Annotated in this window: 42 protein-coding genes and 1 pseudogene; 23 read left to right on the top strand and 20 right to left on the bottom strand. The window is 29.7% G+C overall.

Annotation, left to right across the window (positions count from 1 at the left end; translation table 11 throughout):
- Positions 1–9 precede the first annotated feature (9 nt).
- On the bottom strand, positions 10–810 hold the full coding sequence (locus BS621_RS07740) for a sulfotransferase domain-containing protein (protein ID WP_077142404.1): 801 nt from the start codon (positions 808–810) through the stop codon (positions 10–12).
- 461 nt (positions 811–1,271) lie between these two features.
- Here BS621_RS07740 and BS621_RS09575 point away from each other — a divergent pair, with 461 nt between their 5' ends.
- The gene (locus BS621_RS09575) at positions 1,272–1,526 is read left to right on the top strand and encodes a high light inducible protein (RefSeq protein WP_077142403.1); all 255 of its coding nucleotides are present in this window, start codon (positions 1,272–1,274) and stop codon (positions 1,524–1,526) included.
- On the top strand, positions 1,527–1,754 hold the full coding sequence (locus BS621_RS07730; RefSeq protein ID WP_077142402.1) for a hypothetical protein: 228 nt from the start codon (positions 1,527–1,529) through the stop codon (positions 1,752–1,754).
- A gap of 434 nt (positions 1,755–2,188) precedes the next feature.
- On the opposite strand, the gene rluF is transcribed toward BS621_RS07730, so the two are convergent.
- The 3 genes from rluF to BS621_RS07710 form a co-directional block, all read right to left on the bottom strand.
- The gene (gene rluF, locus BS621_RS07720; RefSeq protein ID WP_077142401.1) at positions 2,189–2,911 is read right to left on the bottom strand and encodes a 23S rRNA pseudouridine(2604) synthase RluF; all 723 of its coding nucleotides are present in this window, start codon (positions 2,909–2,911) and stop codon (positions 2,189–2,191) included.
- Positions 2,912–3,061: 150 nt separating this feature from the next.
- The gene (locus BS621_RS07715; RefSeq protein ID WP_077142400.1) at positions 3,062–3,307 is read right to left on the bottom strand and encodes a DUF1651 domain-containing protein; all 246 of its coding nucleotides are present in this window, start codon (positions 3,305–3,307) and stop codon (positions 3,062–3,064) included.
- Between the two features lie 32 nt (positions 3,308–3,339).
- Complete coding sequence (locus BS621_RS07710) at positions 3,340–3,978, bottom strand: SOS response-associated peptidase (protein WP_077142399.1); 639 nt, start codon at positions 3,976–3,978, stop codon at positions 3,340–3,342.
- Between the two features lie 145 nt (positions 3,979–4,123).
- Between BS621_RS07710 and BS621_RS09570 the strand changes: the two genes are divergently transcribed.
- From BS621_RS09570 to BS621_RS09565, 3 genes are all read left to right on the top strand, one after another.
- Positions 4,124–4,267, top strand: a complete 144-nt coding sequence (locus BS621_RS09570) for a hypothetical protein (RefSeq protein ID WP_198025630.1) — start codon at positions 4,124–4,126, stop codon at positions 4,265–4,267.
- A gap of 246 nt (positions 4,268–4,513) precedes the next feature.
- Positions 4,514–4,699 carry a hypothetical protein gene (locus BS621_RS07705; protein WP_025891023.1) on the top strand — a complete coding sequence of 62 codons (186 nt, stop codon included), beginning with the start codon at positions 4,514–4,516 and terminating at the stop codon, positions 4,697–4,699.
- Positions 4,700–4,710: 11 nt separating this feature from the next.
- A complete protein-coding gene (locus BS621_RS09565; RefSeq protein ID WP_198025631.1) occupies positions 4,711–4,875 on the top strand; it encodes a hypothetical protein in 165 nt (54 codons plus the stop codon).
- Positions 4,876–4,934: 59 nt separating this feature from the next.
- Here BS621_RS09565 and BS621_RS07700 read toward each other — a convergent pair whose 3' ends face one another.
- On the bottom strand, positions 4,935–5,102 hold the full coding sequence (locus tag BS621_RS07700) for a chorismate-binding protein (protein WP_077142398.1): 168 nt from the start codon (positions 5,100–5,102) through the stop codon (positions 4,935–4,937).
- 60 nt (positions 5,103–5,162) lie between these two features.
- Entirely contained in the window at positions 5,163–5,474 is a 312-nt protein-coding gene (locus BS621_RS07695; protein WP_011818695.1) for a DUF3303 domain-containing protein, read from the bottom strand.
- Positions 5,475–5,766: 292 nt separating this feature from the next.
- Between BS621_RS07695 and BS621_RS07690 the strand changes: the two genes are divergently transcribed.
- The 8 genes from BS621_RS07690 to BS621_RS07660 all read left to right on the top strand — a co-directional run bounded on the left by BS621_RS07690 (position 5,767) and on the right by BS621_RS07660 (position 8,984).
- A complete protein-coding gene (locus BS621_RS07690; RefSeq protein WP_077142397.1) occupies positions 5,767–6,015 on the top strand; it encodes a DUF1651 domain-containing protein in 249 nt (82 codons plus the stop codon).
- An 83-nt stretch (positions 6,016–6,098) separates the two neighbouring features.
- Positions 6,099–6,266: a hypothetical protein gene (locus BS621_RS09560; RefSeq protein ID WP_198025632.1), complete on the top strand. Its 168-nt coding sequence runs from the start codon at positions 6,099–6,101 to the stop codon at positions 6,264–6,266.
- A 692-nt stretch (positions 6,267–6,958) separates the two neighbouring features.
- Positions 6,959–7,102, top strand: coding sequence for a hypothetical protein (locus BS621_RS09555; RefSeq protein ID WP_011818700.1), 144 nt, complete (start codon positions 6,959–6,961; stop codon positions 7,100–7,102).
- Between the two features lie 112 nt (positions 7,103–7,214).
- Entirely contained in the window at positions 7,215–7,445 is a 231-nt protein-coding gene (locus BS621_RS07680) for a hypothetical protein (RefSeq protein ID WP_077142395.1), read from the top strand.
- Between the two features lie 2 nt (positions 7,446–7,447).
- On the top strand, positions 7,448–7,900 hold the full coding sequence (locus tag BS621_RS07675) for a MauE/DoxX family redox-associated membrane protein (RefSeq protein ID WP_077142394.1): 453 nt from the start codon (positions 7,448–7,450) through the stop codon (positions 7,898–7,900).
- A gap of 61 nt (positions 7,901–7,961) precedes the next feature.
- Entirely contained in the window at positions 7,962–8,480 is a 519-nt protein-coding gene (locus tag BS621_RS07670; RefSeq protein ID WP_077142393.1) for a DUF411 domain-containing protein, read from the top strand.
- A 105-nt stretch (positions 8,481–8,585) separates the two neighbouring features.
- Complete coding sequence (locus BS621_RS07665) at positions 8,586–8,723, top strand: DUF3721 domain-containing protein (RefSeq protein WP_025893438.1); 138 nt, start codon at positions 8,586–8,588, stop codon at positions 8,721–8,723.
- Positions 8,724–8,984, top strand: coding sequence for a hypothetical protein (locus BS621_RS07660; RefSeq protein WP_025928568.1), 261 nt, complete (start codon positions 8,724–8,726; stop codon positions 8,982–8,984).
- A 36-nt stretch (positions 8,985–9,020) separates the two neighbouring features.
- Here the strand turns inward: BS621_RS07660 and BS621_RS07655 are convergent, their stop codons facing one another.
- The 6 genes from BS621_RS07655 to BS621_RS07630 form a co-directional block, all read right to left on the bottom strand.
- Complete coding sequence (locus BS621_RS07655; protein WP_025924650.1) at positions 9,021–9,221, bottom strand: DUF2839 family protein; 201 nt, start codon at positions 9,219–9,221, stop codon at positions 9,021–9,023.
- Between the two features lie 365 nt (positions 9,222–9,586).
- Positions 9,587–9,919 carry a hypothetical protein gene (locus tag BS621_RS07645; RefSeq protein WP_077142391.1) on the bottom strand — a complete coding sequence of 111 codons (333 nt, stop codon included), beginning with the start codon at positions 9,917–9,919 and terminating at the stop codon, positions 9,587–9,589.
- 192 nt (positions 9,920–10,111) lie between these two features.
- Entirely contained in the window at positions 10,112–10,282 is a 171-nt protein-coding gene (locus tag BS621_RS09550) for a hypothetical protein (protein ID WP_198025633.1), read from the bottom strand.
- A 189-nt stretch (positions 10,283–10,471) separates the two neighbouring features.
- A complete protein-coding gene (locus BS621_RS07640; RefSeq protein WP_077142390.1) occupies positions 10,472–10,747 on the bottom strand; it encodes a hypothetical protein in 276 nt (91 codons plus the stop codon).
- A 683-nt stretch (positions 10,748–11,430) separates the two neighbouring features.
- Entirely contained in the window at positions 11,431–11,673 is a 243-nt protein-coding gene (locus BS621_RS07635; RefSeq protein WP_011818714.1) for a DUF2839 family protein, read from the bottom strand.
- Entirely contained in the window at positions 11,649–11,879 is a 231-nt protein-coding gene (locus tag BS621_RS07630; protein ID WP_077142389.1) for a hypothetical protein, read from the bottom strand. The genes BS621_RS07635 and BS621_RS07630 overlap by 25 nt, the downstream gene beginning before the upstream one ends.
- 79 nt (positions 11,880–11,958) lie before the next feature.
- Between BS621_RS07630 and BS621_RS07625 the strand changes: the two genes are divergently transcribed.
- The gene (locus BS621_RS07625) at positions 11,959–12,156 is read left to right on the top strand and encodes a hypothetical protein (RefSeq protein ID WP_011818716.1); all 198 of its coding nucleotides are present in this window, start codon (positions 11,959–11,961) and stop codon (positions 12,154–12,156) included.
- A 226-nt stretch (positions 12,157–12,382) separates the two neighbouring features.
- Here the strand turns inward: BS621_RS07625 and BS621_RS07620 are convergent, their stop codons facing one another.
- From BS621_RS07620 to BS621_RS07605, 4 genes are all read right to left on the bottom strand, one after another.
- Positions 12,383–13,687, bottom strand: a complete 1,305-nt coding sequence (locus tag BS621_RS07620; protein WP_077142388.1) for an NRAMP family divalent metal transporter — start codon at positions 13,685–13,687, stop codon at positions 12,383–12,385.
- A gap of 363 nt (positions 13,688–14,050) precedes the next feature.
- Positions 14,051–14,407, bottom strand: a complete 357-nt coding sequence (locus tag BS621_RS07615) for a hypothetical protein (RefSeq protein ID WP_077142387.1) — start codon at positions 14,405–14,407, stop codon at positions 14,051–14,053.
- A gap of 77 nt (positions 14,408–14,484) precedes the next feature.
- Entirely contained in the window at positions 14,485–14,784 is a 300-nt protein-coding gene (locus BS621_RS07610; RefSeq protein WP_077142386.1) for a hypothetical protein, read from the bottom strand.
- A 15-nt stretch (positions 14,785–14,799) separates the two neighbouring features.
- A complete protein-coding gene (locus BS621_RS07605) occupies positions 14,800–15,081 on the bottom strand; it encodes a DUF3764 family protein (protein WP_077142385.1) in 282 nt (93 codons plus the stop codon).
- 134 nt (positions 15,082–15,215) lie between these two features.
- Here BS621_RS07605 and BS621_RS07600 point away from each other — a divergent pair, with 134 nt between their 5' ends.
- Together BS621_RS07600 and BS621_RS07595 are read left to right on the top strand one after the other, a co-directional pair.
- The gene (locus BS621_RS07600; protein WP_077142384.1) at positions 15,216–16,559 is read left to right on the top strand and encodes a sodium-dependent transporter; all 1,344 of its coding nucleotides are present in this window, start codon (positions 15,216–15,218) and stop codon (positions 16,557–16,559) included.
- Positions 16,560–16,939: 380 nt separating this feature from the next.
- The gene (locus BS621_RS07595; RefSeq protein WP_077142383.1) at positions 16,940–18,643 is read left to right on the top strand and encodes a protein adenylyltransferase SelO family protein; all 1,704 of its coding nucleotides are present in this window, start codon (positions 16,940–16,942) and stop codon (positions 18,641–18,643) included.
- A gap of 42 nt (positions 18,644–18,685) precedes the next feature.
- On the opposite strand, the gene BS621_RS07590 is transcribed toward BS621_RS07595, so the two are convergent.
- The 3 genes from BS621_RS07590 to BS621_RS07585 all read right to left on the bottom strand — a co-directional run bounded on the left by BS621_RS07590 (position 18,686) and on the right by BS621_RS07585 (position 19,579).
- Positions 18,686–19,108, bottom strand: a complete 423-nt coding sequence (locus tag BS621_RS07590; protein WP_077142382.1) for a cupin domain-containing protein — start codon at positions 19,106–19,108, stop codon at positions 18,686–18,688.
- A 53-nt stretch (positions 19,109–19,161) separates the two neighbouring features.
- Positions 19,162–19,323, bottom strand: coding sequence for a hypothetical protein (locus tag BS621_RS09545; RefSeq protein WP_187151046.1), 162 nt, complete (start codon positions 19,321–19,323; stop codon positions 19,162–19,164).
- A 73-nt stretch (positions 19,324–19,396) separates the two neighbouring features.
- Positions 19,397–19,579 (bottom strand): hypothetical protein, encoded by a 183-nt coding sequence (locus BS621_RS07585; RefSeq protein WP_025935228.1) that lies wholly within the window; start codon positions 19,577–19,579, stop codon positions 19,397–19,399.
- Positions 19,580–19,728: 149 nt separating this feature from the next.
- Between BS621_RS07585 and BS621_RS07580 the strand changes: the two genes are divergently transcribed.
- The 3 genes from BS621_RS07580 to BS621_RS07570 all read left to right on the top strand — a co-directional run bounded on the left by BS621_RS07580 (position 19,729) and on the right by BS621_RS07570 (position 21,150).
- Complete coding sequence (locus tag BS621_RS07580; RefSeq protein WP_025935229.1) at positions 19,729–19,998, top strand: DUF1651 domain-containing protein; 270 nt, start codon at positions 19,729–19,731, stop codon at positions 19,996–19,998.
- A gap of 121 nt (positions 19,999–20,119) precedes the next feature.
- On the top strand, positions 20,120–20,416 hold the full coding sequence (locus BS621_RS07575) for a heat-labile enterotoxin alpha chain (protein WP_077142381.1): 297 nt from the start codon (positions 20,120–20,122) through the stop codon (positions 20,414–20,416).
- Positions 20,413–21,150, top strand: a complete 738-nt coding sequence (locus BS621_RS07570) for a type 1 glutamine amidotransferase (protein WP_083703271.1) — start codon at positions 20,413–20,415, stop codon at positions 21,148–21,150. Before BS621_RS07575 ends, BS621_RS07570 begins: the two co-directional genes overlap by 4 nt.
- A 65-nt stretch (positions 21,151–21,215) precedes the next feature.
- Here BS621_RS07570 and BS621_RS07565 read toward each other — a convergent pair whose 3' ends face one another.
- A complete protein-coding gene (locus BS621_RS07565) occupies positions 21,216–21,344 on the bottom strand; it encodes a high light inducible protein (RefSeq protein WP_011863249.1) in 129 nt (42 codons plus the stop codon).
- A gap of 304 nt (positions 21,345–21,648) precedes the next feature.
- Here BS621_RS07565 and BS621_RS07560 point away from each other — a divergent pair, with 304 nt between their 5' ends.
- The 4 genes and pseudogenes from BS621_RS07560 (at position 21,649) to BS621_RS07545 (ending at position 22,460) form a co-directional block, all read left to right on the top strand.
- The gene (locus BS621_RS07560; RefSeq protein ID WP_011376777.1) at positions 21,649–21,855 is read left to right on the top strand and encodes a high light inducible protein; all 207 of its coding nucleotides are present in this window, start codon (positions 21,649–21,651) and stop codon (positions 21,853–21,855) included.
- Positions 21,855–22,115: a chlorophyll a/b-binding protein gene (locus tag BS621_RS07555; RefSeq protein ID WP_002805301.1), complete on the top strand. Its 261-nt coding sequence runs from the start codon at positions 21,855–21,857 to the stop codon at positions 22,113–22,115. Before BS621_RS07560 ends, BS621_RS07555 begins: the two co-directional genes overlap by 1 nt.
- A gap of 53 nt (positions 22,116–22,168) precedes the next feature.
- A pseudogene (locus BS621_RS07550) lies at positions 22,169–22,279 on the top strand (chlorophyll a/b-binding protein); the annotation flags it as partial.
- 1 nt (position 22,280) lies between these two features.
- The gene (locus tag BS621_RS07545) at positions 22,281–22,460 is read left to right on the top strand and encodes a hypothetical protein (RefSeq protein ID WP_077142380.1); all 180 of its coding nucleotides are present in this window, start codon (positions 22,281–22,283) and stop codon (positions 22,458–22,460) included.
- Positions 22,461–22,701 lie beyond the last annotated feature (241 nt).

The raw sequence follows: 22,701 nt of genomic DNA, 5'->3' as shown, positions 1-22,701 counted from the left end.
TTTGCAATATTAAAACAAATTTAATAAATCATTTGGCAAATTTGGAAATTTTTTAATTTCTTCTTTAATAAAATTCTTCATTAATATTTTTTCTTGATCACAAATCTCTATTGCTTTTCCGTAAATGAATTTTTCTTTATTTGGTTTTATTGGTTGCTGGAACATATTGATCTTGAGTTTATGGCATATATATTCAATCGTTTTTTCAAAGTTATTTTTCAATTCCGAATAATTTACTAAAACTATATTCGATGAATTTCTTGATGCGTTTTTCGCATCAATTATGTGTGATGCCCATCTCGCAAAATAATTCGTATAATTTTCTATTTGATATCTTTGCGACTGGCCTTTTGGATTGGTTTTAATTAGTTCTAAGGGTGAACTTAACTTTGGGCCTTCCAACCAATTCCATCTATGCAAAAACTTCCAATAAGAAATAAAAACCTCCTCAGGATTTCTATAAATGTATATCACTCTACATAAATTATTATTATGATCTAAAAGACTTAAAGGAAAATGGGACTTTATAATACTATTAACACAATTAGTACTATATTCATTTCTACTAATGTCTTGAAGAGATAAAAGAAATTTATTTATACTTTCCTTTGAAAAAAAATTAACAAAAGAACCTAAAGGCATATAGTCAAAGTTTAAGAATGGACTAACAGTGTATTCAGTACATTCTGAAATTGAGTTCATCATGAAATGAGTCCCGCTTCTTTCATGAGAACATACCATTAATGGGATCTTTACTTTCTCAGAACAAGATACTACAAAGCTTGGACCATTGATCTTGTAATTTGCCATTTCAAAAAAAATTCTTCTGCTATAAAAGCAATATTTTGTCTATACATTAATCATATTTAAACTATTTCATTTCAACTTTAGATTCATAAAAAGCCCACTAAATAATGTCACGTCAATTCTCCTTTAAATTCCTTATCACAATCTTTTAAACCATTTCCTTTTGTATTTAGCAAACGAACTATCTTATAAAGACAAAGATTCTAGTAAGCAGCTTTTCTTGAAAAAGATATTAAAAAATTTGCACCATTAATTTTCTTTGTATTCACTTTCAATATTTTTAAGGAGTTTTTTTGATCGAATAAATTCAAATGCTTTTCGTTTAAATAGTGTTTATTACAAGTAGCTATATTTTTTCCCTTGAATTTTTTTAGCGATTATATAGCGATTCAATAATGAAATGCTTATTTAACCTATTTGGCCTTTTTATTTTTTAATATATAGATATTAATTTTCAAATAATAATGAGTAAGTTTAAAGATAACTTTTCAAGCGAAAGTTTTTACCCAGATAGTAATTATTATCTTGACCAAGATAATACTTCTAAAGAGGACTTAATTTCAGAAGATCAAAAATTCAATATGGGTGAAAATTTTGAATGGCCAAATACCTATTGGTTTATTGCGGAAAGAACAAATGGAAGGCTTGCAATGATAGGTTTCATGGCTGTTATTATTAACTACACTTTATTTGGATGGATAGCTTATCCAATCCTTTAAATGAGTAATTCTAATTTTGACAAAAATGGTGTAGACAACTCTGGAACACATTGGCTTCAATATGCTGCGTTTGTTGTAACTGCATTTGCTATTTATTTTGGTTGGGCATTTTTCAATGATGCTAATTTCCACCATTTCGCTGTAAAAATATTCAAGTTCTGGAATTGTAATGGATATAACCCATTAAGTTATTGCCTGATGCGTTGGAAAGTAGACTTTTATCCTTAAAAAAGTAATGAATAGGTCTTATTATTTGGTCAATTCAAAAAACATTAAGTATAAAAGGCTTATAGAAAATACAAATAATAAAGATCAATTTTTAAATATATTTTTGTTGATTCTGGAAAGGTTACTTCTACATGGGGCAAAGAACCACCTGTCATGAAAACCAGAAAAAAATTTAAGAAAGAAGAAGTTAGAGAATAATGGAAAAAATTAATTGCTCAGGGTTGGAGAAGAACCGAGGAAGATTGGACAAAAAAAGCTAGGACTGCTAATCCTTAGTAGGTGATCAAATAATACTCAATTACTAACTAATAGCGGTGCAAGTAGTAAGCGTTTCATACTATTTAAATTATTTCTACCAAAGTCGAAAAGTTTAAATCTTGGATTTTTGCTAAAAAATTGACTTTAACTTCCTAATTAGTTTTATTGATTTTTGATTAGTCATATGTTTTTGAGGAGTTTTCAAGTAATCCATTTAACTCTGAGAGTTCTTCTTTACTAAGTTCTCTATATTCTCCTGTTGGCACGTCTAGCTTAATATTCATAATTCTTACACGTTTTAATGATCGTACTCTATATCCTAAGGCCTCACACATTCTTCTAATCTGGCGGTTAAGTCCCTGTGTGAGTATTATTTTAAAATTTCTTGGCCCCAATTGTTTTACGAAACATTTTTTAGTTATTGTGTCTAATATTTCAACTCCATTACTCATACTATGAATAAAGTCGCTATTAATAGGACGATTAACTTTTACAATATATTCTTTTTCATGATTATTTCTTGCCCTGAGTATTTTATTTACGATATCTCCATCATTAGTTAAGAAAATCAATCCTTCACTGAGCTTATCTAATCTTCCTATGGGGAAAATTCTTTTAGGATATTTAATGAAATCTATTACATTATTGGGTTCTACTTTCCTATCTGTTGTGCAAACAATTCCTACAGGTTTATTAAAGGCTATGTATATGTTTTTTTGTCTCTTTGATTTTTCTATTCTTTGACCTTTAACTTCAACTTGGTCACTATTTTCTACTTTAGTTCCTATTTCTGGAATTTTGCCATTAATGGTTACCTTTCCTTCTAGGATTAATCTATCTGCTTCTCTCCTAGAACAATAACCTACTTCACTTAAATATTTATTTATTCTGGTAGCCATTTTATATGTTTCATCTTTATCTGCATTAAAAAAATAATTTACTAATCTCCTAATATTTTAGATCGGGTGTCAATTTTAGTTAACATTCTCATTATTGAGTTTCAGATTATTTTCATCAGTAATTTATACCGCACAGATCTAACTCTTTTTTTAATTCCAATTTTTTTTAATTTTCCTCCATCCCTTAGAAAGTAATCTTTCATAAATTTCTCTAGCTAAATCTATTTCAACAGAAACTGTATTTGTCATTACTGGTGGTTTGTTTCCTAATCCCCCCACTATTTTTCCAGTATCTATAAACATATATTCAAAAACTCCATCAATACTCTTCTCGTTTTTCATAAATCTTTTAACTTCTGATCTATTTGAATTAATCAACCAATAAGATTTAGCCATTAATCTAACCTTGGAATTAGTAAGTGTTCCATTTAAAACAAACTCATTTGATCAGTTTCTTTTTTCTTTACATCCTCTACTAGCCAACCACCAGGAGACCAACTCATCATGATTGCAAATAATCCTCTTAATTCATCTGCATCTTTGACTTGCTCTGTCCATTGTTCCTCATATCCATTAGGAACGATAACAGGCATGCGGTGATGTAAAGGTTTAATTAAATCATTTGGTTCAGTTGTTAAAACGCAGCAACTCTCAAGTTCTGCTCCATCTGGTGAAGTCCACTTACTCCAAATTCCGCCCAACCAAAAAGTCTCATAATTCGATTTTCGAACACGATATTTTTTTTCAAAAAAACCGCTCGCAGGTATTAGGCACCTTTTATGTTTCCAACTTCCACAAAATAATTTTTTTTCTTCTACAGTTTCCGATCTTGCATTAAAGGGTCTTGGTCTCTTTTTATCAAATGGATCTCTCGCCCAAGGAGAAATAAAACCCCATGTCATAAAAGTAGTTTTAATTTTTCCTTCGTTTTTAATTACAAGAACAGGATCATTAGGTCTTATTAGACTTTGAGTTTCATATTTAGAATCAAGTCCACTTGGATAGTCTTGTTTCAAAACCTTTGGCAACTTCTCAAATTTAGTTTTCAGCTCAAATCTTCCGCACATTGATTTTTAAAATATTTTTAAAACTCACCAAAACAGTAAATTAAACTTATATTAGGGCTACTTTCCGTTTTCTCAAATAATTAAAAGAAAATATAGATATTGAAAAGCTTCCTCAAATTTAATTTGAATGATTCAAACTTGAGTTATGACAGACCCTATTCTTTATTTATCTATGTTATTAGGACTCGGAGGAGTTTATGTATTAATCTCTTCCTTCCATGATGATGACGATGATGATGATGGAGAAAAATATATTTATAATCTTGAACAAACTTATTTAGCGAGATAGTTGATTTGTTTGTAAAAAACATTATCTTCAAAACTTTCTTGCAAAAAAAGGGTAATACTGAAAATAGTTCTTAAGGTTTAACGATAATATTTTCTTTCTTTGCGGATCTAAATGATTATTATATTAATTTTTAAATTAGGTTGTTAGTCCTCTATCCGTATATGTTTGTGCCTTAAACCGTACATTTTTATAAGTCGATTGATAAGCATCCCTAGTTAGAACTTAGTGGTAACGGAGATAAATTAAATGCCTTCAACACCAATAAAATCTTGTAATAAATATGTGTTGAGTTACAAAGATTCAACAAATAAGACACATGAAGTTGGCTTCTACGCGCGCGATGCATACGATTGCCTAATGCTTGCGAGAGAATTCAACACTTACGTACATGACAATCCAGGATCTGTAATCAGAATCCAACAAAAATTTTGAGGAAATTGACTATGAATTTAAAAAGATCACCATTCGCAATTCAAGATAAAAAGGCTAGAGATCTTGATAATCCAAAAGATTATCCAACAATTGCAGATTTAATGAGAGAACAGGAAGTTCCACAAGATTACGCAAATACAGTTCACCGTCGTAGAGATTTAGACTCTCTCGGTTAGTTTACGAGAATGGCTATTTACTAATTTTTAAAAATTAACGATTATGATTTGTGATTCATTCATAAGATAATATTTTCTTCCTCAAGTTTTTTTTTAAGCTCTACAGGCATATATGCAATATCTTTTTTTATTGCATTAATGGCATCTCTATACTTTTCAGGTTCAGCTAAAAGCATTTTTATTAAATTGTATTGACTTTCAATTTCTTCAGAAGAGAACTTTCCCATAAAAAATATGTACTACCCTTTTATATTAAATCAACAGTCAAACACTAAAAAGATTATTTATTAGTTAGAGGCTGCTGCAATTTCTTTATGGACGGAGAGAAATTCTTTATCTGTTAGAACTGGTGTAACTTCAATTTCTACGCCAAAATTATCGACCCAGATACTACTCCATTTCCAAATATTCTGATGGTTTGAAGATTCAACTATTGCCCAACCATTAGCTCCCTCAGGATTTACTACTCGATTGAGAACTTTAAACCCATCAAATTCATCACCTTCGCATCCTCCTTCCACAAAACCCGCAAAAGCTTCAGCCCCTTGCATATGACTTTCTTGATCTGGAAATTGCCAGTGAACGATGTAAGTTTGCATGAATAAAATTATTTTTTTAATTATTAATTATCAAATTTAAAAATTAAATAAAAAGTCTTTAAACACTAATTAAAAACTCATTAACCCAAGGGCAAGAAAACAAAAAAAAAGACTCTTACGAGCCTAGGTGATGGGGACTCCTATAATGACAAATTAAACAGAAACAAACAACCCCATCAATAGGTAATTTTAAATACTTACAAACACCATATGTAGTGCTAAGATTTTAAAAAGGCTGGGTGATGGGGATTATCCCGCTTTTTGATTAGGGCGAAGCTAACGCCCTTTTTTTATGGAAAATTTTACTTTAATCAATAAAGCGAGATCGAGGATTAAAGTATTTGAACCTTTTGAAGATAGTTCTAAGAACTCTTATATGGTTAATGCAATTTTAATCTCTTATGGTTGCGTTTTTAAGCGATCAAGTAAGCCAGTTATGAAAGGCTCTAGGGTTGAATCTATCGAAGAAGCGAGAAACGAATATAAAAAACTTTTAGAGCAAGGGTGGGAAAAAACTTATAGATTCAATAGTTTTTTTTAAAAAATGGTGAATAGGTACTTTACCTAAAATTTGACATTATTAAAAATTAATTGCTAGATAAGCTTCAGGATGGAAGATTGAACATGAAAAATGAAATTTATTCAAATATTAAAGATTCAGATGCTTTGGAAAGTTTTTTTGAATGTATAACTTCTTGTAGCATCAATAGTGAGGGAGTAGATTGCACAACAGCATGTTATGTAAAACATTTAGAACCAAAGAATATTGATTATCCTTTAAAATTTTCATAAGCAAAGCTTATTAACAATATTAAATTTCATTGATGTTATTCCCACCTCCTCAAGTTATTTTTGGTCTATTGCTTTTATCTATAGCAGTAGTTCTTATCTGGGATATTAGATACAATCCTTTTGGAGAAGATGAAGACGGAATTTAATCTTCAACTAGGAAGCTGATTTGTAGGTGGTGCGTGAAATTGCCGTTTCTTTCTTTTGAGTCTTTTGTAAGCGACTAAAGAGCCTAATAATAACAATGTAAAAGCTATTGAGTTAATCATATCAAGTAGTTTTATATATATAAAAACAAATATGTTCTAAATATCAATGACTAAAGTTATTTTTTCAAAAAGTGATTATTTATGGACTAATTTTTAATATTTAGCTTTTTTCATTAGTTACCTAAAACAACTAAAAGAAAATGCTTATCTGACCCAAAGTAATTGCTATGTGATAAGAATCACTTTTTCTTATTTCTCATTTGATATTGCAGAACAGCTTTAAGATGTTGTACTTCTTTTTCTAAAGTTTCAATTCTTTTTTCTAGTTCTTCATTAGTTGCCATATTTTTTAGAAATAAATTTCTTGTTTTATACTATAGAAAATTGACTTGTTACTCATGGTAAATGTCTAATAAGTAATAGAACCTATTGATGTGCATAATCTCCCTAGATAAATTATGCAAGGTATAAATCTAGGGGTAATTTATGAGTGGAGATTATGAGACACTTGAAATAAATCAACCAAAAATTACATATTTTCAGAAAAGATCCGAAAATAATACAGAATGGTTAGATGAATTAATCAACCAAATTGAAGATATGAAAAACAATATATCCAAATCTGCTTAATGACAGAAAAAGAGTTGAAGGAATTAGAGAAATCCGCAAAAGAAAATGGATACAATGACGAGCTAAAAGATATATATTTAAGGGAAGTTATTGACAGAAATAAAGAATACGAATGAGATCAAATTTTCGAGCAAATATTCGACTAGCTTCAAACATTCTTTTAGTTATTGGTACTTTTGCTATTGCTTTAAAGATTGCTCCAATAGCAATGGTATATCAGGAAAAAAATTTATGTATTAAATATTTAAAACATCAAATAGATCGAGACAAACTTATCAAAAGACTAAAAATAGTTAAACAAGCAAATCCATCTAGTATTTGTGACTCTATCCTTAAAAGTTAAAAATGAAGATTAAGTCATTTACCCCCTTAATTGCAGTCTTTGGCACTTCATTTCTTATCACCATTACATTGCTTAAAAGTTTCCAAATTTTTATGGGGATATCAATTTGTCTTTTAGCGATGCTTAAGCTTATGGATATTGAAGCTTTTGGAGCAAGTTATAAGAAATATGATTTAATTTCCTCTCAATTTGATAGCTGGATATATATTTATCCTTTTTTTGAATTAATAATTGGGATAAGTTTTCTTAATTCTTCTCCACCTTCTCTAATTATTTTTATTGCTCTAGTTTTAGGAATTTCTGGAATGATTTCAGTATTTAAGGCCGTTTATTTGGATAAATTAAAATTAAATTGTGCATGTATCGGTGGATATGCAAAAACTCCTTTGGGAATTATTAGTTTTATCGAAAATCTTTTAATGGCAATTATGAGTGTCCTGCTTTTGATTAAATAGCACTTTTACAAATTTTCATTTATTGTTAATTAAAAAATAGAATTTAATCGTCTAAATTTGTATGGCAATTAATAAAGTATTTATAAATACCAGATTTTTAAATTATCTAATTGCTTCTGGAATGCTTTTTGCAAATACAAATAACGTTCATAGGATTAGTGCAGAAACGTTAGAAAATATAGATATCCCAAAAGTTGTTTCTTACAGATCAGCATCATGTGGTTGTTGCAAAAAATGGATCAATCATTTAAGAGATAATGGATTACAAGTTGTTGATAATATAGTTGAAGATGTTTCAGCAATTAAAAACCAATATCAAATTCCCAATAATCTGAGATCATGTCACTCTGCTCAAATAGCTAACTATAAGATTGAAGGACATGTCCCGATTGAATCAATCAACAAACTTTTTATAGAAAAACCAAATATTAATGGGATAGCAGTTCCGGGCATGCCAATTGGCTCTCCAGGGATGGAAATGCATTCTCACCAATTGCACTCTCATGATTATGAGAACTACAAAGTAGTTTCATTTAGTAAAACCGGCAAAACAAAAATATTTGATAAAATCTCTCCTTAATACAAATACTTATTTGAAATAATGCATATTTTTCTTAGAAATTTTAAATTTTTTATTTTTTTATTTTCCTTATCTCTCAATTTCAATAGTTATTCGCATGCACATATGAGGGGTACATTTCTTTCTGAAGAGGACGCCGAAAATAGATCTTTAGAACTTGGTTGCGAAGGAATACATAAGAATCAAGATAAATGGATGCCGTGCAAAAACGAAAAAGAATTACATATCTATTTGAGGAAATAGATGGAAAAATTAAAAGCAAATCAAAGAAAAATTCACAGAAAAATAACCGCAATTTCAGCAATCCCATTACTGATTACTATTTTATCTGGAACTATTTATAGTATTCTTCAGCCACTAGGAATAGATGCTTTTTGGTTAATAAAATGGCATACAGGTAATTTTGGCATTATTAATTTGCAACCTTTTTACTCGATTTTTCTAGGTATAACTTCAATAATCTCAATAATATCTGGCGTTAAACTATTACAAAAAAAATCTTAGATATATTCTAAGCCAAGCCAAAATTAAATTAAGTAATTAATTAATCCTATTTGCTCCCCCACTTACTAAGAAAATTATCGCTCCTAGTGCCATTGTTGCTACACCCATATAAGGGTATTTCTTAATTCTTGATTTAGTAATTGGAAGCCATGAAAGGTATCTATCAGATTTATTTAATTCATTTTTTTTTGGTCTAGGTGGTAATCCTAATTCTTCTCTTCTTTTAGCTTCGCCCATAATCTTAAATTTGTTTATTTATCAATATTAAAAATTATGTTCTACACCTGCGAGTAAACTTTATCAAGAACAGAGGTCCTTTATAGAAAAAAAAATTATTTAAAATTTATTTAGCCTTCTTTAAATATAGATTCTTTGTATTTGCCTGATCTGATGTAAATAACAAAATTAATATAGTTCCAACTAGAAATGAAAAAATCATTGTCAAACCAACAACTTCAACCATTTCACTGGGCAGATAATTTAGAAACATAATCAATAGATATCTTATTTTAAACTTAGCAATTGTATTTTTTATGTAAAGTAAGTATTCCTCCTTAAATTTCAAAAAGAACTTTTTGAGACTTTTTAATCTTTATTTATTTTTATTTGCGGGATAAATCTAGTTCTAGCGGATTACAATTTTCATACTTAGCTATTCCTATTTTCTTCAGCAATTTCAGATAAGGCAAGGCCCAATTACCAAAGGTAAAAGAGATTGTAGTATTTTTTGTAGTTGGTAATAATGTTTTAGAACGTGAAGAGGCTAATTTAGAAAATATATTAATAGTCTCTTCCTCTAGATTATCCATATACAATTTTTTTTGAACACCTTGATCTTTCTTTTGGGGCAAATAATTTTCTATAAACCATAAAACTTGATCTAAATTTGATTTATTGGGTGAGGTTTTAATTTGTTTATTTTTCTCTTTAAACATATTTGTTTAACTCTTAATTACTGAATTAAATTTGCCATTTATATAAATTAAATCAATAGTAAAAACATCAAAATTATGTTGTTTTTAATAATCGATAATCGAAAAAATAAATTAATTATTACTTTGTTTTTATAGAAAAAAAAAAGAGAGAGCTAAAAACCCCCTCTCAATTGATCAGTTTCAAAAAAGAATTTAATTTTTTGAGTCTTTCAATTTCATTTCTTTTTGTGTTTTCCTGATTCTTTCTTCAAAGACGGATCTTCTGTATGGAGTAACTTCTCCATTTTTAGTAGCCAAAAGTTGGGCTTCATATACCCTATTGGCTCTTTTGATTTTTTCTCTTATTTGTAAGAGGTTATTCATGGTCTTTTGCAGTTAATGAGAATCCCGTTCCCTACTCCCATTTCATGCGTCCAGAGATATAAACTTGGATGAACGTTATTGAACATTAACATCTTTAAAAAAATTCCGCGAGAGTAATTTTTACTAAATTTTTCTCAAAAAAATAAACATTGAATAGATAGTATAAATAAGTTTTTAATATTTCCTAAATTAGGATAAGAAAATTGTTTGCGACCCATCATTATTATCCTGAATCACTATTTTTTTATTTGGGAAAATATTTGATAATATTCTTTTCAAATTTGAATTATCTGAAGGAATTATATTACTCATATTTTTTGAATTAATTTTCCAATTTTCATCAACATAAAGTTCTTTATCATCACTTTTTTCATTCTCCAGTGATGTCTTATTTAGAATTTTAAGTAACAGTTCCGAATCATATTCTTTAAATTCTTCAGGGACCTCTTTAAAATTTTCAATCATTATTTAGAAATCTAATGTTTCTAAATCTTGCATAAGAAGTTTGAAGAATACAAGGTATTAATTACCTAAAAATTTCTTTCAAAATAAAAATTCGTACGAAATTAAAATAATTTTCTTTAGAAAATTAAATTCCAAAATAGCTAAAGAATGATATTTAAAAAGATTAATTAATCATTTACACCATTTATTTACTAGTTAGGTTGCAATAAAGGGATTCAGAAAAGATGCCAAGAGTAATTAACAAAAAAATTAGACTTTTAAGATGGTTAAACTCAGGCATGATACTACCATTTATCATTATGGCTGCATCCTCATCAATCATTCTTTATGGTGTTTTATTTATCCTAATAAAATAGTTTTTTTTAATTTAAGCAGCTAAGTTTTCCTCAGATTTAGACATAATTATTGCAGCTTTTTTTTAATAAACTTACTACTTCTTTTCTTCCAACTGCCTTATCAGCTTGACGAATAATTTCAGCATATTTTTTATTTATTTTTTTCATAAATAGTTTTAATTTAATTTAAAATTACAACACTATATGATGGTGTCAATCGTAAGTAATTCTTATATATTACTTATTTAATTATATTTGCACAAAAAAATTGTTCATTTATTATCATTCAAGTTTTTTTTAATTAATGATGCCAAAAATCATAAATAACAAAATAAAGAATCATCATAATTAAGCAATATTAAAGGATTTGAAAACATAAAATAAACCTCCTATTAGGATCAATATTGCAGCTCCATAAAAAAGAAAAGGGATAATTGGATATTTATACAATGTAGTCCTTACTTTTTGTTGTATGGCTTTTTTATCAAGTTGAGGCAACTTTATATCTTCAGTTTTTTCTCTAGGCGGAATACCTAAATTTTTTCTTCTCTTTGCCTCACCCATAATTAATACTGAGGAATTCCCATACATTTTAAATAATTGTTATCAGCTAAATCTAAAATTTGATTCCATTCTTCATGAGATGTTTCCAAATTATTTTTAAAATCTTTTTCGAATTTAAGAATACATCTTTTTTCTATATTTTCTGGAGAATTATAATTTCTTAAAAAAGAAATACTCAAATAAGATAATGATGAAAAAACTATAATTATTTTTGCCATTCTAAATTTATTCATATCATTGGTATTGCCTTATAAATAAATAAGTAACTTGTTTGTTTTATAATTAATTTAATCTTTTAAAAACAATTATCAAATGATAAATTCGGTAGATTTTAAACATTTGCCTATTCAGGATTTGGTTGTTTCAGGGTTAATAATCTTCATAATGTCGACGATTATTGCCAATATTTATGACCCATTATTAGGAATTACTTATGCATTTGGGAATATACTTACTCTAACTTTTTTGAGTTGGTTATACAAAGAAACTTGGAGTGATCCCAAGAAATAAATCAAATTCTAAAAAAAAGATAAATAAAAAACTACTTCTGTATTTTTAACTTTGAAGAATACTTTAAATTGACAATGTAAGTTGCAACAAGAGATAGTATCAAAAAAAATAATAAGCTCTCTAAAGTAGATTGAGGCATAACCATAATAAGTACCAAAAATAATACATTTCTACAAAAACGAATTCTGAAGAAAAATCAACCCTTTAATTATTTTTTATTTTCAAATTAATAAATCCCAAGCCCAAAAAATGAATTTGCAATAAACAATAAACTAAATAATGTTAAAAAAATTAATCCTATCCAACTTATTGTTTTTAGAAAAAATCCATATCTATTTTTAAATGGTACTAATTTGCTATTTATAGTATCCATTGCCATCCAAGCAAATAAAGGGGCGGTTAGAAAACTTCCAGTCATTGCAGCAAATACAAAATCTTTTACTCCTATACCTCCTGACCTTGCAATCAGCAAAGCTATTAATGATGCAAAGATATGTACAATCATCCAAATTTGAAATCTATTGCGCTCTGCTTTGGAATCCAGGTGTCCAAAATCAGTGCCTCTCAATAAACCTTGAATAGCAGAAATACTTCTTGGATATGCATCTAGACAAGTAATTGTAGTACTAAACATTGCGGCAAATGCTGCAGGTATTATGATCCATTTAGCCCAATTCCCGATGGATTTAGTGTAAAGGAGTATTAACTTTTGAGCGAAGGAGACTCCACTTCCGGAAAGCATTCCATCACCAGTACCATACATTGTTATTGCGCCAAGAGTAAGGAAGAAAATAGCCGTAACAACAGTTATTAAGTAACCAAGATTAAAATCAAATTCTGCTTCACTAATATTTGGCTTATAATTTGAATCTTTCGCTCGAGAAAACATCCATAAAGAAGGCCAAACACATAACTCTACTGGGCAAGGCATCCATCCCATTAAAGGGATCAAAAAAGCTAAATTTGTTAACTTCCATGGGCTGATTTCTGGTTCAAAAAAACTCATATTTAAGGACTCATTTATTGACCCTTTGAACAAAAGCGATAAAACTGCAAATAATGTTAATAAAGTTAGTAGAGATACTAAAAATTTTGAAATTCTATCAAGGGCTTTATATTTACCAAGAATTAATATCATTCCAGAAACAATCAGGATTCCTATCGACAAATCCATAGCTGGAAAAGTTGAGAAAAAGGGAATATTAGTTAAAAGGACACCAGAGACAAAACTTACAGCAGCTATTGTGAAAGTACCTGTAATTAGACTAACTATTAGAAATAAAGGAAGATACAAAGAATTCCTCTCTTTAAAACCTTCTAATAATGATTTACCAGTAGATGCCGTAAATCTAGTCCCAACCAACAAGAATGGATATTTCAAAAGATTAGTAAGAAGGATTAGGCCAACTAATGAGAATCCAAACCTTGCGCCAGCAGTAGTGGATGATAATAAATGAGAACCCCCAATTGCCGCTCCAGCTAGGACAATTCCTGGACCTAAACTTTTTTGTATTCCTTTTGTTAAATTCATGTTTTAATCAAATGATTTAATTTACTTTTTGAGCCCTTCTAAATTTATTTTTTAATACTCTTTTTTTAACCCCAAAAACAGATAATGAGTGAAAAATAAAAAGTATAATTAAGAATCCTATTCGAAGTTTCATAAGATATATCCTTCAAATATGCTTTTATCAAATATTTATTTTGTATTCAACCTCTTTTCTCCATAAAATCTTCAAAAACCTATCTAAAACATCTAATTCTTTTTTTTCAACATTTTTTAGATTTTTATTATTTTGTTTTTGCATAAATTATTGCCTAATTATTTCAAATTTAAACTAAGCAAAAAAAAACACAATAAGCAATACTTCTTAAAATTTTTTGTAGTTTTTTTTTAATTTGATATGTATTTTTCTGCCCTTCTTAATGCTTTTATTGCACCTCTGTAATCATGATTTTTTAATTTTTCCTCACTTTTACGTTCCAACATTTGTACTATTTCATTTCTCTTAATTGCATCAATTTTAAACTTATGATCAAATATAAGATCGAATTTTGAGGAATACATACTAGATAATTCTTCTTTATATTTTTCCATCATTTTTTTATCACAAGATTTAGATTTCAATATCTCATTAGCTTTAATTTTGTCGTCTAAAGCTCCTTTAAAATTTCCTAGTTTAAATTTCTTTTCGCTTGATCTGGTTAGCTTAATAATATTTCCTAATATAAATTCACCAGAATCTTCCATTTTTTTTAACTATAAATTAATCTTATCAGCATAAAGAAAAAACAACTTATTCTTTTAATACTCAAATAAATAATTAATTAGCCAATAACAAGTCCTTTTTCAAGAAGTAAATCGAAAACCTCCACACTTTTCGTTTTCCCAAATTGTGGGGGCTGATGTAAATCTAATATTTCAGCAAGGCACATTATCCAATAAGTATCTTTTTTTAAATTAAGACTTTCGCAAATATGAGAGGGAGCAGATTTAAAACATCCAAATTCTGTTGATATATTAATGTTCATTATTTGAGTTTCAAGTTCAAGACTTAAGAGTTCTATTTCTTGCTCAGAAAGGGCTGAACCAAATGAATATGATTCAATTAAAAGTTGGTAATTCATTAAAGAATTATTTTTTTAAGAAATCCAGCGTGTTATTTTTGTACCCTCATAAATATGTCCTGAAGCTTCAACTATAGGTTTTGTTTCGGGATTCATAAAAATATCATATAAAACATTTTCTGGCCCTTGAAAAATAACAGTTGCCCTTTGAGGATCATCTAATGATTTACCAATATAAAATGTTTTAACTCCCATTTCTTTAAACATCGTCTGCTGTTCTTTTGCATTCATATGTGATTCATACTCCTCATAGGTATTACTTAGTTGAAAATCTAAAATAGTCGTTTCAATAGTCATAATAATAATTAAACTTTTTTGATTCTAAATCTTTATCAAAAAAATTAATCTAAAAAAATTAGTTTTTATTAAGCAAAGTGTTAACTAATTTTCATTTATGAGTTATAAATCAACTATAAAAAACGATTTTAATTTTGGACTCAAAAATTTCTCAGAGAGAACAATGGACTAGTAAGCTAGGATTCATTCTCGCAGCTGCTGGTAGTGCAGTAGGTCTAGGCAACCTTTGGGGTTTTGCTTACAGAGCATCTCAGGGTGGAGGTGCGGCTTTTGTACTTTTATATATATTGATCGTTTTAATTGTATGTCTTCCAGTATTTGTTGCTGAAATGGCTCTAGGGAGAAACGCAATGGCAAGCACATTGCTTGCTCCTGTAAAGCTGGCAGGGAAGAATTGGTATCCATTAGGAATTCTTTTCTTCATAGCCCCTTTAGGAATAGCATCATATTATTCAGTGATCATGGGATGGACTGCAGATACCTTGTTCCATTCTTTATTTTTTGGATTACCAAAGAATTTAACTGAAGCAGAAACCTTCTTTGGCTCGATTAGTAGTGGCAGCAGTGTTTTGTTGGGCCACCTATTAAGTCTTGTACTTACAGCAATAATAGTTTCATCAGGTATAAAAAAAGGTATAGAAAAGGTTACTAGATATTTCATGCCAATCCTTTTCATAATTATTGTGATTCTTGCTATTTGGGCTACTTCACTTTCAGGGGCATGGGAAGGATATAAAACATTTCTACTTAAGTTTGACTTTAATGAATTGAGAAATCCTCAAACAATAAGAAACGCTTTTACACAAGCATTCTTTTCATTAAGCTTAGGGATTGGAATTATGGTTACCTACGCATCCTATTTAAATAAAAAAAGTAATCTTCCAAAACTAAGTGTAGGAGTTGCATCATTAGATACTTTGGTTGGACTAATGGCTGGATTTATAACTTTCCCAATAGTTTTAACATTCGGTTTAAGTGATGCTATTTCTGAATCCACTGTTGGTGCTTTATTTATCTCAATTCCAACAGGTTTAGGTTCATATGGTGCAGCAGGAAGAATTGTAGCTGTTGCATTTTTTGCACTAGCTTATATCGCAGCCATAACTTCATCTGTTTCATTATTGGAGGTTCCAGTTTCCTCTTTAATGGATAAATTCGGCTTTAAAAGAGAAAAATCGGTTTGGTTGATAACTCTTTTCCTATTCTTAGCAGGCATTCCTTCTGCATTAAATTTAAATATTCTTGGAACTGTTGATTCGATTTTTGGTGGCGTATTACTGATCTTTGGTGGATTCTTGGTTACTTTCTTTATGGGATGGGTAGTCCCTGGAAAATTTAATGAAGAACTTAGTGATTCAAAAGTTGGAATCAAAACGACACGTTATTTGAAATTCATGACAAGATGGATTGCTCCCCCAATTATTGGTTTTGGACTATTTATTAGTGTGTTTGATTTGCTCAAAGGCTGGGTAAGTTAGAAAATTTTTACAAGTAATATAGTGCGAAAATAAGGGGGGTGGTATAAGTCGATCAACAAATTAAATCGTAAAACTTTTTGCACATTATTTGAAAGCAAGCTTAAAAAAAAACTTGTCAATATATTAGTATTTGCAGTCGTTCTTGTTTAAAAAGTTGATGTGTTGGAGAAGTTCTTTTTTATTTTTTAAAAGCCAAAAAATTTTTTTCCAAAAAAATGACTTACCGCGGATCCTTTTTTTTTAATTAAGTATTAACTTTTAACTTATATTTAATCTCAAACGTATCGCCAAAAACCATCCCTAATAGAATCTATATAAGATACATTTAGGTGTTTAATTTAAAGAAATTAGAGCGCCTAAAAGAATAGATAACAAATTTGATGTCAACCAAATCTGATTCATTAAAAGGAAAGCTTACAGAAAATTTTTCTGAATTTTCTCAACTATCTGACTATTCTTTTATGAATTCTCTTAAAGCAGATCCTCAATCAACAAAAGATGGAAATGATCACAAGCCGCGTTCAATATATTCAGGTCATTATGTACCAGTTGTGCCAACTGCTATTCCAGAACCAGAATATATTTCTCATAGCAACAAACTTTTTAAAGAACTAGGGCTAAGCTCAGATCTTACTAAAGACGAGAATTTTTGTCGTTTTTTCTCAGGTGATATTTCTGTTGCTAATTATCCAATGAGTACTGTTGGTTGGGCAACAGGTTATGCATTATCAATTTACGGAACTGAATATACCCAACAATGTCCCTTTGGCACCGGCAATGGTTATGGCGATGGCAGAGCAATTTCTGTTTTTGAAGGTTTATTCAATGGGAAAAGAATGGAAATGCAACTTAAAGGAGGAGGTCCAACTCCCTACTGTCGTGGAGCAGATGGCAGGGCTGTACTACGTTCTAGCGTACGAGAATTTCTCGCACAGGAATTAATGGATGCCTTGGGAATCCCTACCTCAAGATCTTTAACACTTTATGTCTCACGTTCAGAAATAGTTAGAAGACCTTGGTATTCCAAAGGGTCAAGATATTTTGAACCTGATATCATGATTGATAATCAAGCGGCAATTACTACGAGAGTCGCTCCATCTTTTTTACGTGTAGGCCAGATTGAACTTTTTGCAAGACGAGTTCGTAATAATGCGCATGATGAAGCCCTCAATGAACTAAAGATGATAGTTCAACATCTAATTGATAGAAATTATAAAGATGAAATTGAATATGAGATTTCAATTGAAAGTAAAGTAATAAAACTGGCTTCTTTATACAGATCAAGACTTATATCACTTATAGCCAACTGGATGAGAGTTGGTTATTGCCAGGGTAATTTCAATAGTGATAATTGTGCTGCTGGAGGTTATACCTTGGATTATGGCCCCTTTGGATTCTGTGAATTATTTGATCCAAGATTTCAACCATGGACAGGTGGAGGTGAACATTTCTCATTTTTTAATCAGCCTTCTGCAGCGGCAATCAACTTTAAAACATTCTGTTCCTCTCTTAGTCCGTTACTTTCACAAAGCAAACAAGATCAAGAAAAGTTAAATCAAATCGAAAAAGACTTTTCTGGATTAATGAATAAGGAATTGATGAAAATGTGGGCCAACAAACTTGGTTTAGAACATTACAACGAAACTCTAATAAATGAATTTTTTAATCTCATGGCAATTTCAAAAGCAGACTATACAATTTTGTTCCGTAAACTCTCTGAAATACCTGATAACTTAGATTCTTTAAAAGAGAGTTTCTATTTACCAATTAATGATGAGCTCAATAATAGGTGGGAAGTATGGCTTGAAAACTGGCAATTAGTCTTGAAGAAAGAGGGAAATATTAAAGAAAAATCGACATCAATGAAATCCCTTAATCCAGTCTATACTTGGCGCGAATGGATGGTCGTTCCCGCATATGAAGAAGCTGAAAAGGGAAATTACAAAAAGATAAAAGAGTTACAAGATGTTTTTAGCAATCCATATATAGAACAACCCTCAGAAATAGATCAAAAATATAATCGACTAAAACCAAGCCAGTATTTTAACTATGGAGGAATATCTCACTACAGCTGTTCTTCATAAAAGTTCAATCTTCATGCAGATTGAACAAATTACAGAAAAATATTATTTATTTATGGCCGTAGGAATTCCAACTACTGATATAACTCCCACATGAAGTATGGCCGGCTTCTTCCCAACATTTTTAACATAGTGGGCGCCACCATTGTTACTCTCTATAAATGCATCACCCGCTCTAAAAAAATTAATTTCTTCACCCCTCACATGCTTTAATCTTCCTCTTGTGACATGAATCAACATTGGGGAAGGATGAGTATGAATTGGAGTTTTCAAGCCAACTGGAATTTTTACTTTTAAGAGTCTTAATTCAGGCTTACCCTCGAGATAATTAAAATTTTTACCACTTAGTCCTTTTGAACTTTGAATAATAGGTATAACTTCAATCTTTTCTTCAGCAAGAGAAGGTTGTGGTAAAGCTAAAGTCCCAATAAAAAGGAAGCAAAATGGAATAAATTTTTTTAATTTCATTAGATATTTGAGTTTTACTAATAATAGGTACTTTGCAGAAATAATAAACTAATTTATTTTTTGTATAACTTTTCTAATTGCTTAATTTCCTCTCTTAAATCCTTACCTCTATTATTTAATTTATTATTCTTTATAACTATTGGGATAATCCACCAGGCTTGAAGACCTAAAAAGATAAATACTAGGATCAATAATTCAAAAGTACCAGGTTGCATTTGATAAATAACCCTTCTTTGTTAATAACATTATTCTAAAAGTTATTAAACATTCATGAAATATTAAATATTTCTAGGCTGCCTCTAATTCAATTTTAAGTTCAATTCCCTTTGAAATGATTGCTTCTTTAAATTCAATAAGTTTGGAAATTATTCTTTGCTTCTCAGGATCAGTTTTATGGATATCATCTACAACTTCCTGCATTGCAAGTGTTACTTTTTGTAGTTTGATTTCTAGATCTTCTCTGTAATTCATAAGCTTAAAGAAATTATCTTATTTATTAAAAAACAAAATAATTATTAGTAAATAAGTACTTAACCTTAAAAGGATTGACAGCAAAACAAGGAGGATATAATTTATAGTACAAACGTATCAATAATCAACCGGCCGATTAAAGGTAAAGTATGGATCCTAAGTACTCATTTGGTTGTAGCACTAGCAAACCTAACGGATGCCTACTAAATCCCGAAGGCAGCAGAATTATCTTTTTCGAAGAATGCAAAAATTCTCCTAAACCTAATTTTAAAATTTATACGCATCTTTTCTATACAAATCACCTTGGAGAACCAGGAGGGTACAAATCCTCTGAAAAACTCAATATAGATTCAGCCTGGGAAAAGTGGCACGAACTTCACCAAAAAGGGTGGACAGAAGTATCTCACAATTACGGATAAAGGATTCAGATAAGAAAAAGCCTTTATGTTTTTTGAGCTTAAGAGTTTTCTAAAATATAGAATTCGGTTTTAAAAATAAATAATCAAGATAAAATTATCTATATATAAAGAAAAAGCTTCAATGATACGTTTACTTATTGCATCAATTCTTTTTTTTACTCCACTAGGAGGTTTTGCTGATGAAAATCAAAGAGAAATTGAGAATGAAGCTATAAATCTTGTTATTAAAAAATATGGAAAAGGCTTAGAAAATAGATTAAAAGGAACAGGAGTAACTCCCAGTTATCGGAGTTGGTATGAAAATGATTGTTTTGTAAGTATTGCAGCAGGTACATATCAAGAAGATACTTGGTCGGCAATGAATTGGTTTAGCGTTAATGTCTGTTCTGAATCAGCTGAAATAATGGAAAGTGAATGAAGGAAATAAAACGCCTATTAGTTTTGCAGCATTTAGAAATAGAGGGGCCTGGTCTTTTTGAACAATTTGCTAAAGAAAGAGATTTAAAAATAGAAATTATTCGTTTAGATAATAAAAATGCTCTGCCGCAAACAAAAAAAGGTGACTTAATTTTAATTATGGGTGGACCAATGGGTGTTAAAGATATTGGAAGCGGAAAATATCCATGGCTTAAGTTAGAAAGAGATTTTATAAAAAAAGAATTAGAAAATGAGAGACCTATAGTCGGTGTTTGCTTAGGTGCTCAGTTACTTGCGAGTGCTGCTGGGGGAGATATAGAAATTCTTAAATATGGATCACCTCCAAAAGCATTACCAGAAATTGGATGGTCTCAAATTTTTATAGACAAATCGAATAAAGACTTTAAAGCACTGTTTGAAGATCCTTTTCATGTACTACATTGGCATGGAGATAGGATTTTGTTACCTAATAAAGCAGTACTCATTGCTAGTAGTGCACGTTGTAAGGAACAGTTTTTTAGGATTGGTAATTTTGCTTACGGATTACAATTCCATATAGAGACGACGGGGGGAATGATAAATAACTGGATTAAAGAAGATAAAGAGTTTGTCCTTAAAGGATTAGGCTTAAATGGTCAGGAAATTTTAAAAGAAGAGAATAAAAAATATATTGATAAAACTTTTTCAAAAAGAAAGCTTTTAATAAGTAAATTATTTGAATTATTAGATAATTAAAAAGGGCATAATCCAGTAAAAAAGGGCTTGATAAAGCCCCTGAAAAAATTTAAAAAGGATTTTTGTTAGAAAATACCTGGAAGAATTTGACCAGTAAAATAGTAGGCTCCTACAAGAGCAAACATTCCAAGCATTGCTGCTTTACCATTAAGCTTTTCAGCTTTTTCGGTCATGATTTTTTTTGCGAATTCCATAATAAAGTGAAATAAATTATATCTAAAAACTAATTATTCAAATTTCAGAATGATGTAGTTTTTTCTACCAAATTAATATATTTCTAAGGATTTAAAAATAAATACTTAAACAACAAATTGAACTCTCAATAGTTTTAGAGCCATTCTGTAAAGCGTAGCAAGCCTAAAAAACAACTACTAATATATACATGTCACGGTTCTGTAGCAGTTATGTAGTAAATATCTTGAAAATAACTTAATTTGGGCTTTATACTTTACATTTGTTAATAGTAGTGTTACATTAGTTAACAATTACACAATTTCAATGGCTAATTCAAACGTTACTACTGAATCAGGCGGCAGACAGAATATGTTTCCTACTGAAACACGTCCTTACATAGATGAGTCTGTTTCATACGATAGCTACCCACAAAATGCAGAAAAAGTTAATGGTCGTTGGGCAATGATTGGCCTTGTTGCATTAGTAGGTGCTTACGTTTCAACTGGACAAATTATTCCTGGCATTTTTTAATGAGTCCACTTTCAGGTTTTTTAGCCGTAATTGTATTCTTTACAGCTATCCTCGTTGCTTATTTAACCAAGCAATTTCAAAACGAAAATTTAAACTATTCATCTTCTAATCAAATGAAAAACACAAACACAAAAGTCAAAACAATCGAAAAAGAAAAAGTTGTTGCAGAAACTCTTAACGGCAGATTCGCAATGCTTGGATTAATTGCTGCTGTTGGAGCATACCTAACAACAGGTCAAATAATTCCTGGTTTTGTTTAAAAACCTACTATTTATTAATTCTAAAAATTTGAAAAATGGAAAATTCAAAAACAACTTACTGGCAAAACGCCGAGAGAACTAATGGAAGAATGGCGATGATGGGCTTATTTGCATTAGTTGTAAATTATGGCTTATTCGGCTGGATAATCCCAGGAATTTTTTAAAATGAATTTAGGCTTACTTTTTCTTAAAGTAAATACTTTGGGAGTTATAACTCTTTCAGAACTTGATTGGATAACTAATCATCAATCTGAATTTTCAAGACTAGATATGGCTTTAGTTATTAAAATCGGCCGTCTTATGGATTCTGGAATAGTTGAAATTGATAATAGATTGCCTGTTTAATTTTTAAAAAATTATCGTCATGAGTGTTTGTCAATAAGGATACTGACAAACACTTTTTTATGAGAAAAAATATTTGTAAAAAAAAAAAGAGATTGTTTCTTAGCTAAAAACAATCTCTTAATTACCTAATTCTTACATGAAAATTTCAAGTAAGCTTTCAGATCTTAACTGATTTGTTTTTATAGTAAATCCGTAAAAATGCTTTTGTAATTTATCTTTTTAAACCACCTCTTTTTATCCA

It is taken from the genome of Prochlorococcus sp. RS04, from assembly GCF_001989455.1.
Taxonomy (GTDB): domain Bacteria; phylum Cyanobacteriota; class Cyanobacteriia; order PCC-6307; family Cyanobiaceae; genus Prochlorococcus_A.
The sequence above is the reverse complement of the archived record's forward strand: the minus strand, read 5'-3'. Positions and strand labels throughout refer to the sequence as shown.

What these genes read in the sequence shown, in the direction of transcription:
- BS621_RS07625 (WP_011818716.1), top strand. Translation starts at nt 11,959, where the DNA reads ATGATAAATTCGGTAGATTTTAAACATTTGCCTATTCAGGATTTGGTT.
- BS621_RS07545 (WP_077142380.1), top strand. Translation starts at nt 22,281, where the DNA reads ATGAATTTAGGCTTACTTTTTCTTAAAGTAAATACTTTGGGAGTTATA.
- BS621_RS07580 (WP_025935229.1), top strand. Translation starts at nt 19,729, where the DNA reads ATGGATCCTAAGTACTCATTTGGTTGTAGCACTAGCAAACCTAACGGA.
- BS621_RS09565 (WP_198025631.1), top strand. Translation starts at nt 4,711, where the DNA reads ATGAATTTAAAAAGATCACCATTCGCAATTCAAGATAAAAAGGCTAGA.
- BS621_RS07635 (WP_011818714.1), bottom strand. Translation starts at nt 11,673, where the DNA reads ATGTATGGGAATTCCTCAGTATTAATTATGGGTGAGGCAAAGAGAAGA.
- BS621_RS07590 (WP_077142382.1), bottom strand. Translation starts at nt 19,108, where the DNA reads ATGAAATTAAAAAAATTTATTCCATTTTGCTTCCTTTTTATTGGGACT.
- BS621_RS09575 (WP_077142403.1), top strand. Translation starts at nt 1,272, where the DNA reads ATGAGTAAGTTTAAAGATAACTTTTCAAGCGAAAGTTTTTACCCAGAT.
- BS621_RS07630 (WP_077142389.1), bottom strand. Translation starts at nt 11,879, where the DNA reads ATGAATAAATTTAGAATGGCAAAAATAATTATAGTTTTTTCATCATTA.
- BS621_RS07560 (WP_011376777.1), top strand. Translation starts at nt 21,649, where the DNA reads ATGGCTAATTCAAACGTTACTACTGAATCAGGCGGCAGACAGAATATG.
- BS621_RS09560 (WP_198025632.1), top strand. Translation starts at nt 6,099, where the DNA reads ATGAAAAATGAAATTTATTCAAATATTAAAGATTCAGATGCTTTGGAA.
- BS621_RS07700 (WP_077142398.1), bottom strand. Translation starts at nt 5,102, where the DNA reads ATGGGAAAGTTCTCTTCTGAAGAAATTGAAAGTCAATACAATTTAATA.
- BS621_RS07715 (WP_077142400.1), bottom strand. Translation starts at nt 3,307, where the DNA reads ATGGCTAAATCTTATTGGTTGATTAATTCAAATAGATCAGAAGTTAAA.
- BS621_RS07640 (WP_077142390.1), bottom strand. Translation starts at nt 10,747, where the DNA reads ATGATTGAAAATTTTAAAGAGGTCCCTGAAGAATTTAAAGAATATGAT.
- BS621_RS07575 (WP_077142381.1), top strand. Translation starts at nt 20,120, where the DNA reads ATGATACGTTTACTTATTGCATCAATTCTTTTTTTTACTCCACTAGGA.
- BS621_RS07705 (WP_025891023.1), top strand. Translation starts at nt 4,514, where the DNA reads ATGCCTTCAACACCAATAAAATCTTGTAATAAATATGTGTTGAGTTAC.
- BS621_RS07660 (WP_025928568.1), top strand. Translation starts at nt 8,724, where the DNA reads ATGGAAAAATTAAAAGCAAATCAAAGAAAAATTCACAGAAAAATAACC.
- BS621_RS07670 (WP_077142393.1), top strand. Translation starts at nt 7,962, where the DNA reads ATGGCAATTAATAAAGTATTTATAAATACCAGATTTTTAAATTATCTA.
- BS621_RS07610 (WP_077142386.1), bottom strand. Translation starts at nt 14,784, where the DNA reads ATGAATTACCAACTTTTAATTGAATCATATTCATTTGGTTCAGCCCTT.
- BS621_RS09545 (WP_187151046.1), bottom strand. Translation starts at nt 19,323, where the DNA reads ATGCAACCTGGTACTTTTGAATTATTGATCCTAGTATTTATCTTTTTA.
- BS621_RS07585 (WP_025935228.1), bottom strand. Translation starts at nt 19,579, where the DNA reads ATGAATTACAGAGAAGATCTAGAAATCAAACTACAAAAAGTAACACTT.
- BS621_RS07675 (WP_077142394.1), top strand. Translation starts at nt 7,448, where the DNA reads ATGAAGATTAAGTCATTTACCCCCTTAATTGCAGTCTTTGGCACTTCA.
- BS621_RS07740 (WP_077142404.1), bottom strand. Translation starts at nt 810, where the DNA reads ATGGCAAATTACAAGATCAATGGTCCAAGCTTTGTAGTATCTTGTTCT.
- BS621_RS07620 (WP_077142388.1), bottom strand. Translation starts at nt 13,687, where the DNA reads ATGAATTTAACAAAAGGAATACAAAAAAGTTTAGGTCCAGGAATTGTC.
- BS621_RS07665 (WP_025893438.1), top strand. Translation starts at nt 8,586, where the DNA reads ATGAGGGGTACATTTCTTTCTGAAGAGGACGCCGAAAATAGATCTTTA.
- BS621_RS09570 (WP_198025630.1), top strand. Translation starts at nt 4,124, where the DNA reads ATGACAGACCCTATTCTTTATTTATCTATGTTATTAGGACTCGGAGGA.
- BS621_RS09550 (WP_198025633.1), bottom strand. Translation starts at nt 10,282, where the DNA reads ATGAATAACCTCTTACAAATAAGAGAAAAAATCAAAAGAGCCAATAGG.
- rluF (WP_077142401.1), bottom strand. Translation starts at nt 2,911, where the DNA reads ATGGCTACCAGAATAAATAAATATTTAAGTGAAGTAGGTTATTGTTCT.
- BS621_RS07595 (WP_077142383.1), top strand. Translation starts at nt 16,940, where the DNA reads ATGTCAACCAAATCTGATTCATTAAAAGGAAAGCTTACAGAAAATTTT.
- BS621_RS07615 (WP_077142387.1), bottom strand. Translation starts at nt 14,407, where the DNA reads ATGGAAGATTCTGGTGAATTTATATTAGGAAATATTATTAAGCTAACC.
- BS621_RS09555 (WP_011818700.1), top strand. Translation starts at nt 6,959, where the DNA reads ATGAGTGGAGATTATGAGACACTTGAAATAAATCAACCAAAAATTACA.
- BS621_RS07570 (WP_083703271.1), top strand. Translation starts at nt 20,413, where the DNA reads ATGAAGGAAATAAAACGCCTATTAGTTTTGCAGCATTTAGAAATAGAG.
- BS621_RS07680 (WP_077142395.1), top strand. Translation starts at nt 7,215, where the DNA reads ATGAGATCAAATTTTCGAGCAAATATTCGACTAGCTTCAAACATTCTT.
- BS621_RS07710 (WP_077142399.1), bottom strand. Translation starts at nt 3,978, where the DNA reads ATGTGCGGAAGATTTGAGCTGAAAACTAAATTTGAGAAGTTGCCAAAG.
- BS621_RS07690 (WP_077142397.1), top strand. Translation starts at nt 5,767, where the DNA reads ATGGAAAATTTTACTTTAATCAATAAAGCGAGATCGAGGATTAAAGTA.
- BS621_RS07555 (WP_002805301.1), top strand. Translation starts at nt 21,855, where the DNA reads ATGAGTCCACTTTCAGGTTTTTTAGCCGTAATTGTATTCTTTACAGCT.
- BS621_RS07695 (WP_011818695.1), bottom strand. Translation starts at nt 5,474, where the DNA reads ATGCAAACTTACATCGTTCACTGGCAATTTCCAGATCAAGAAAGTCAT.
- BS621_RS07645 (WP_077142391.1), bottom strand. Translation starts at nt 9,919, where the DNA reads ATGTTTAAAGAGAAAAATAAACAAATTAAAACCTCACCCAATAAATCA.
- BS621_RS07565 (WP_011863249.1), bottom strand. Translation starts at nt 21,344, where the DNA reads ATGGAATTCGCAAAAAAAATCATGACCGAAAAAGCTGAAAAGCTTAAT.
- BS621_RS07655 (WP_025924650.1), bottom strand. Translation starts at nt 9,221, where the DNA reads ATGGGCGAAGCTAAAAGAAGAGAAGAATTAGGATTACCACCTAGACCA.
- BS621_RS07605 (WP_077142385.1), bottom strand. Translation starts at nt 15,081, where the DNA reads ATGACTATTGAAACGACTATTTTAGATTTTCAACTAAGTAATACCTAT.
- BS621_RS07730 (WP_077142402.1), top strand. Translation starts at nt 1,527, where the DNA reads ATGAGTAATTCTAATTTTGACAAAAATGGTGTAGACAACTCTGGAACA.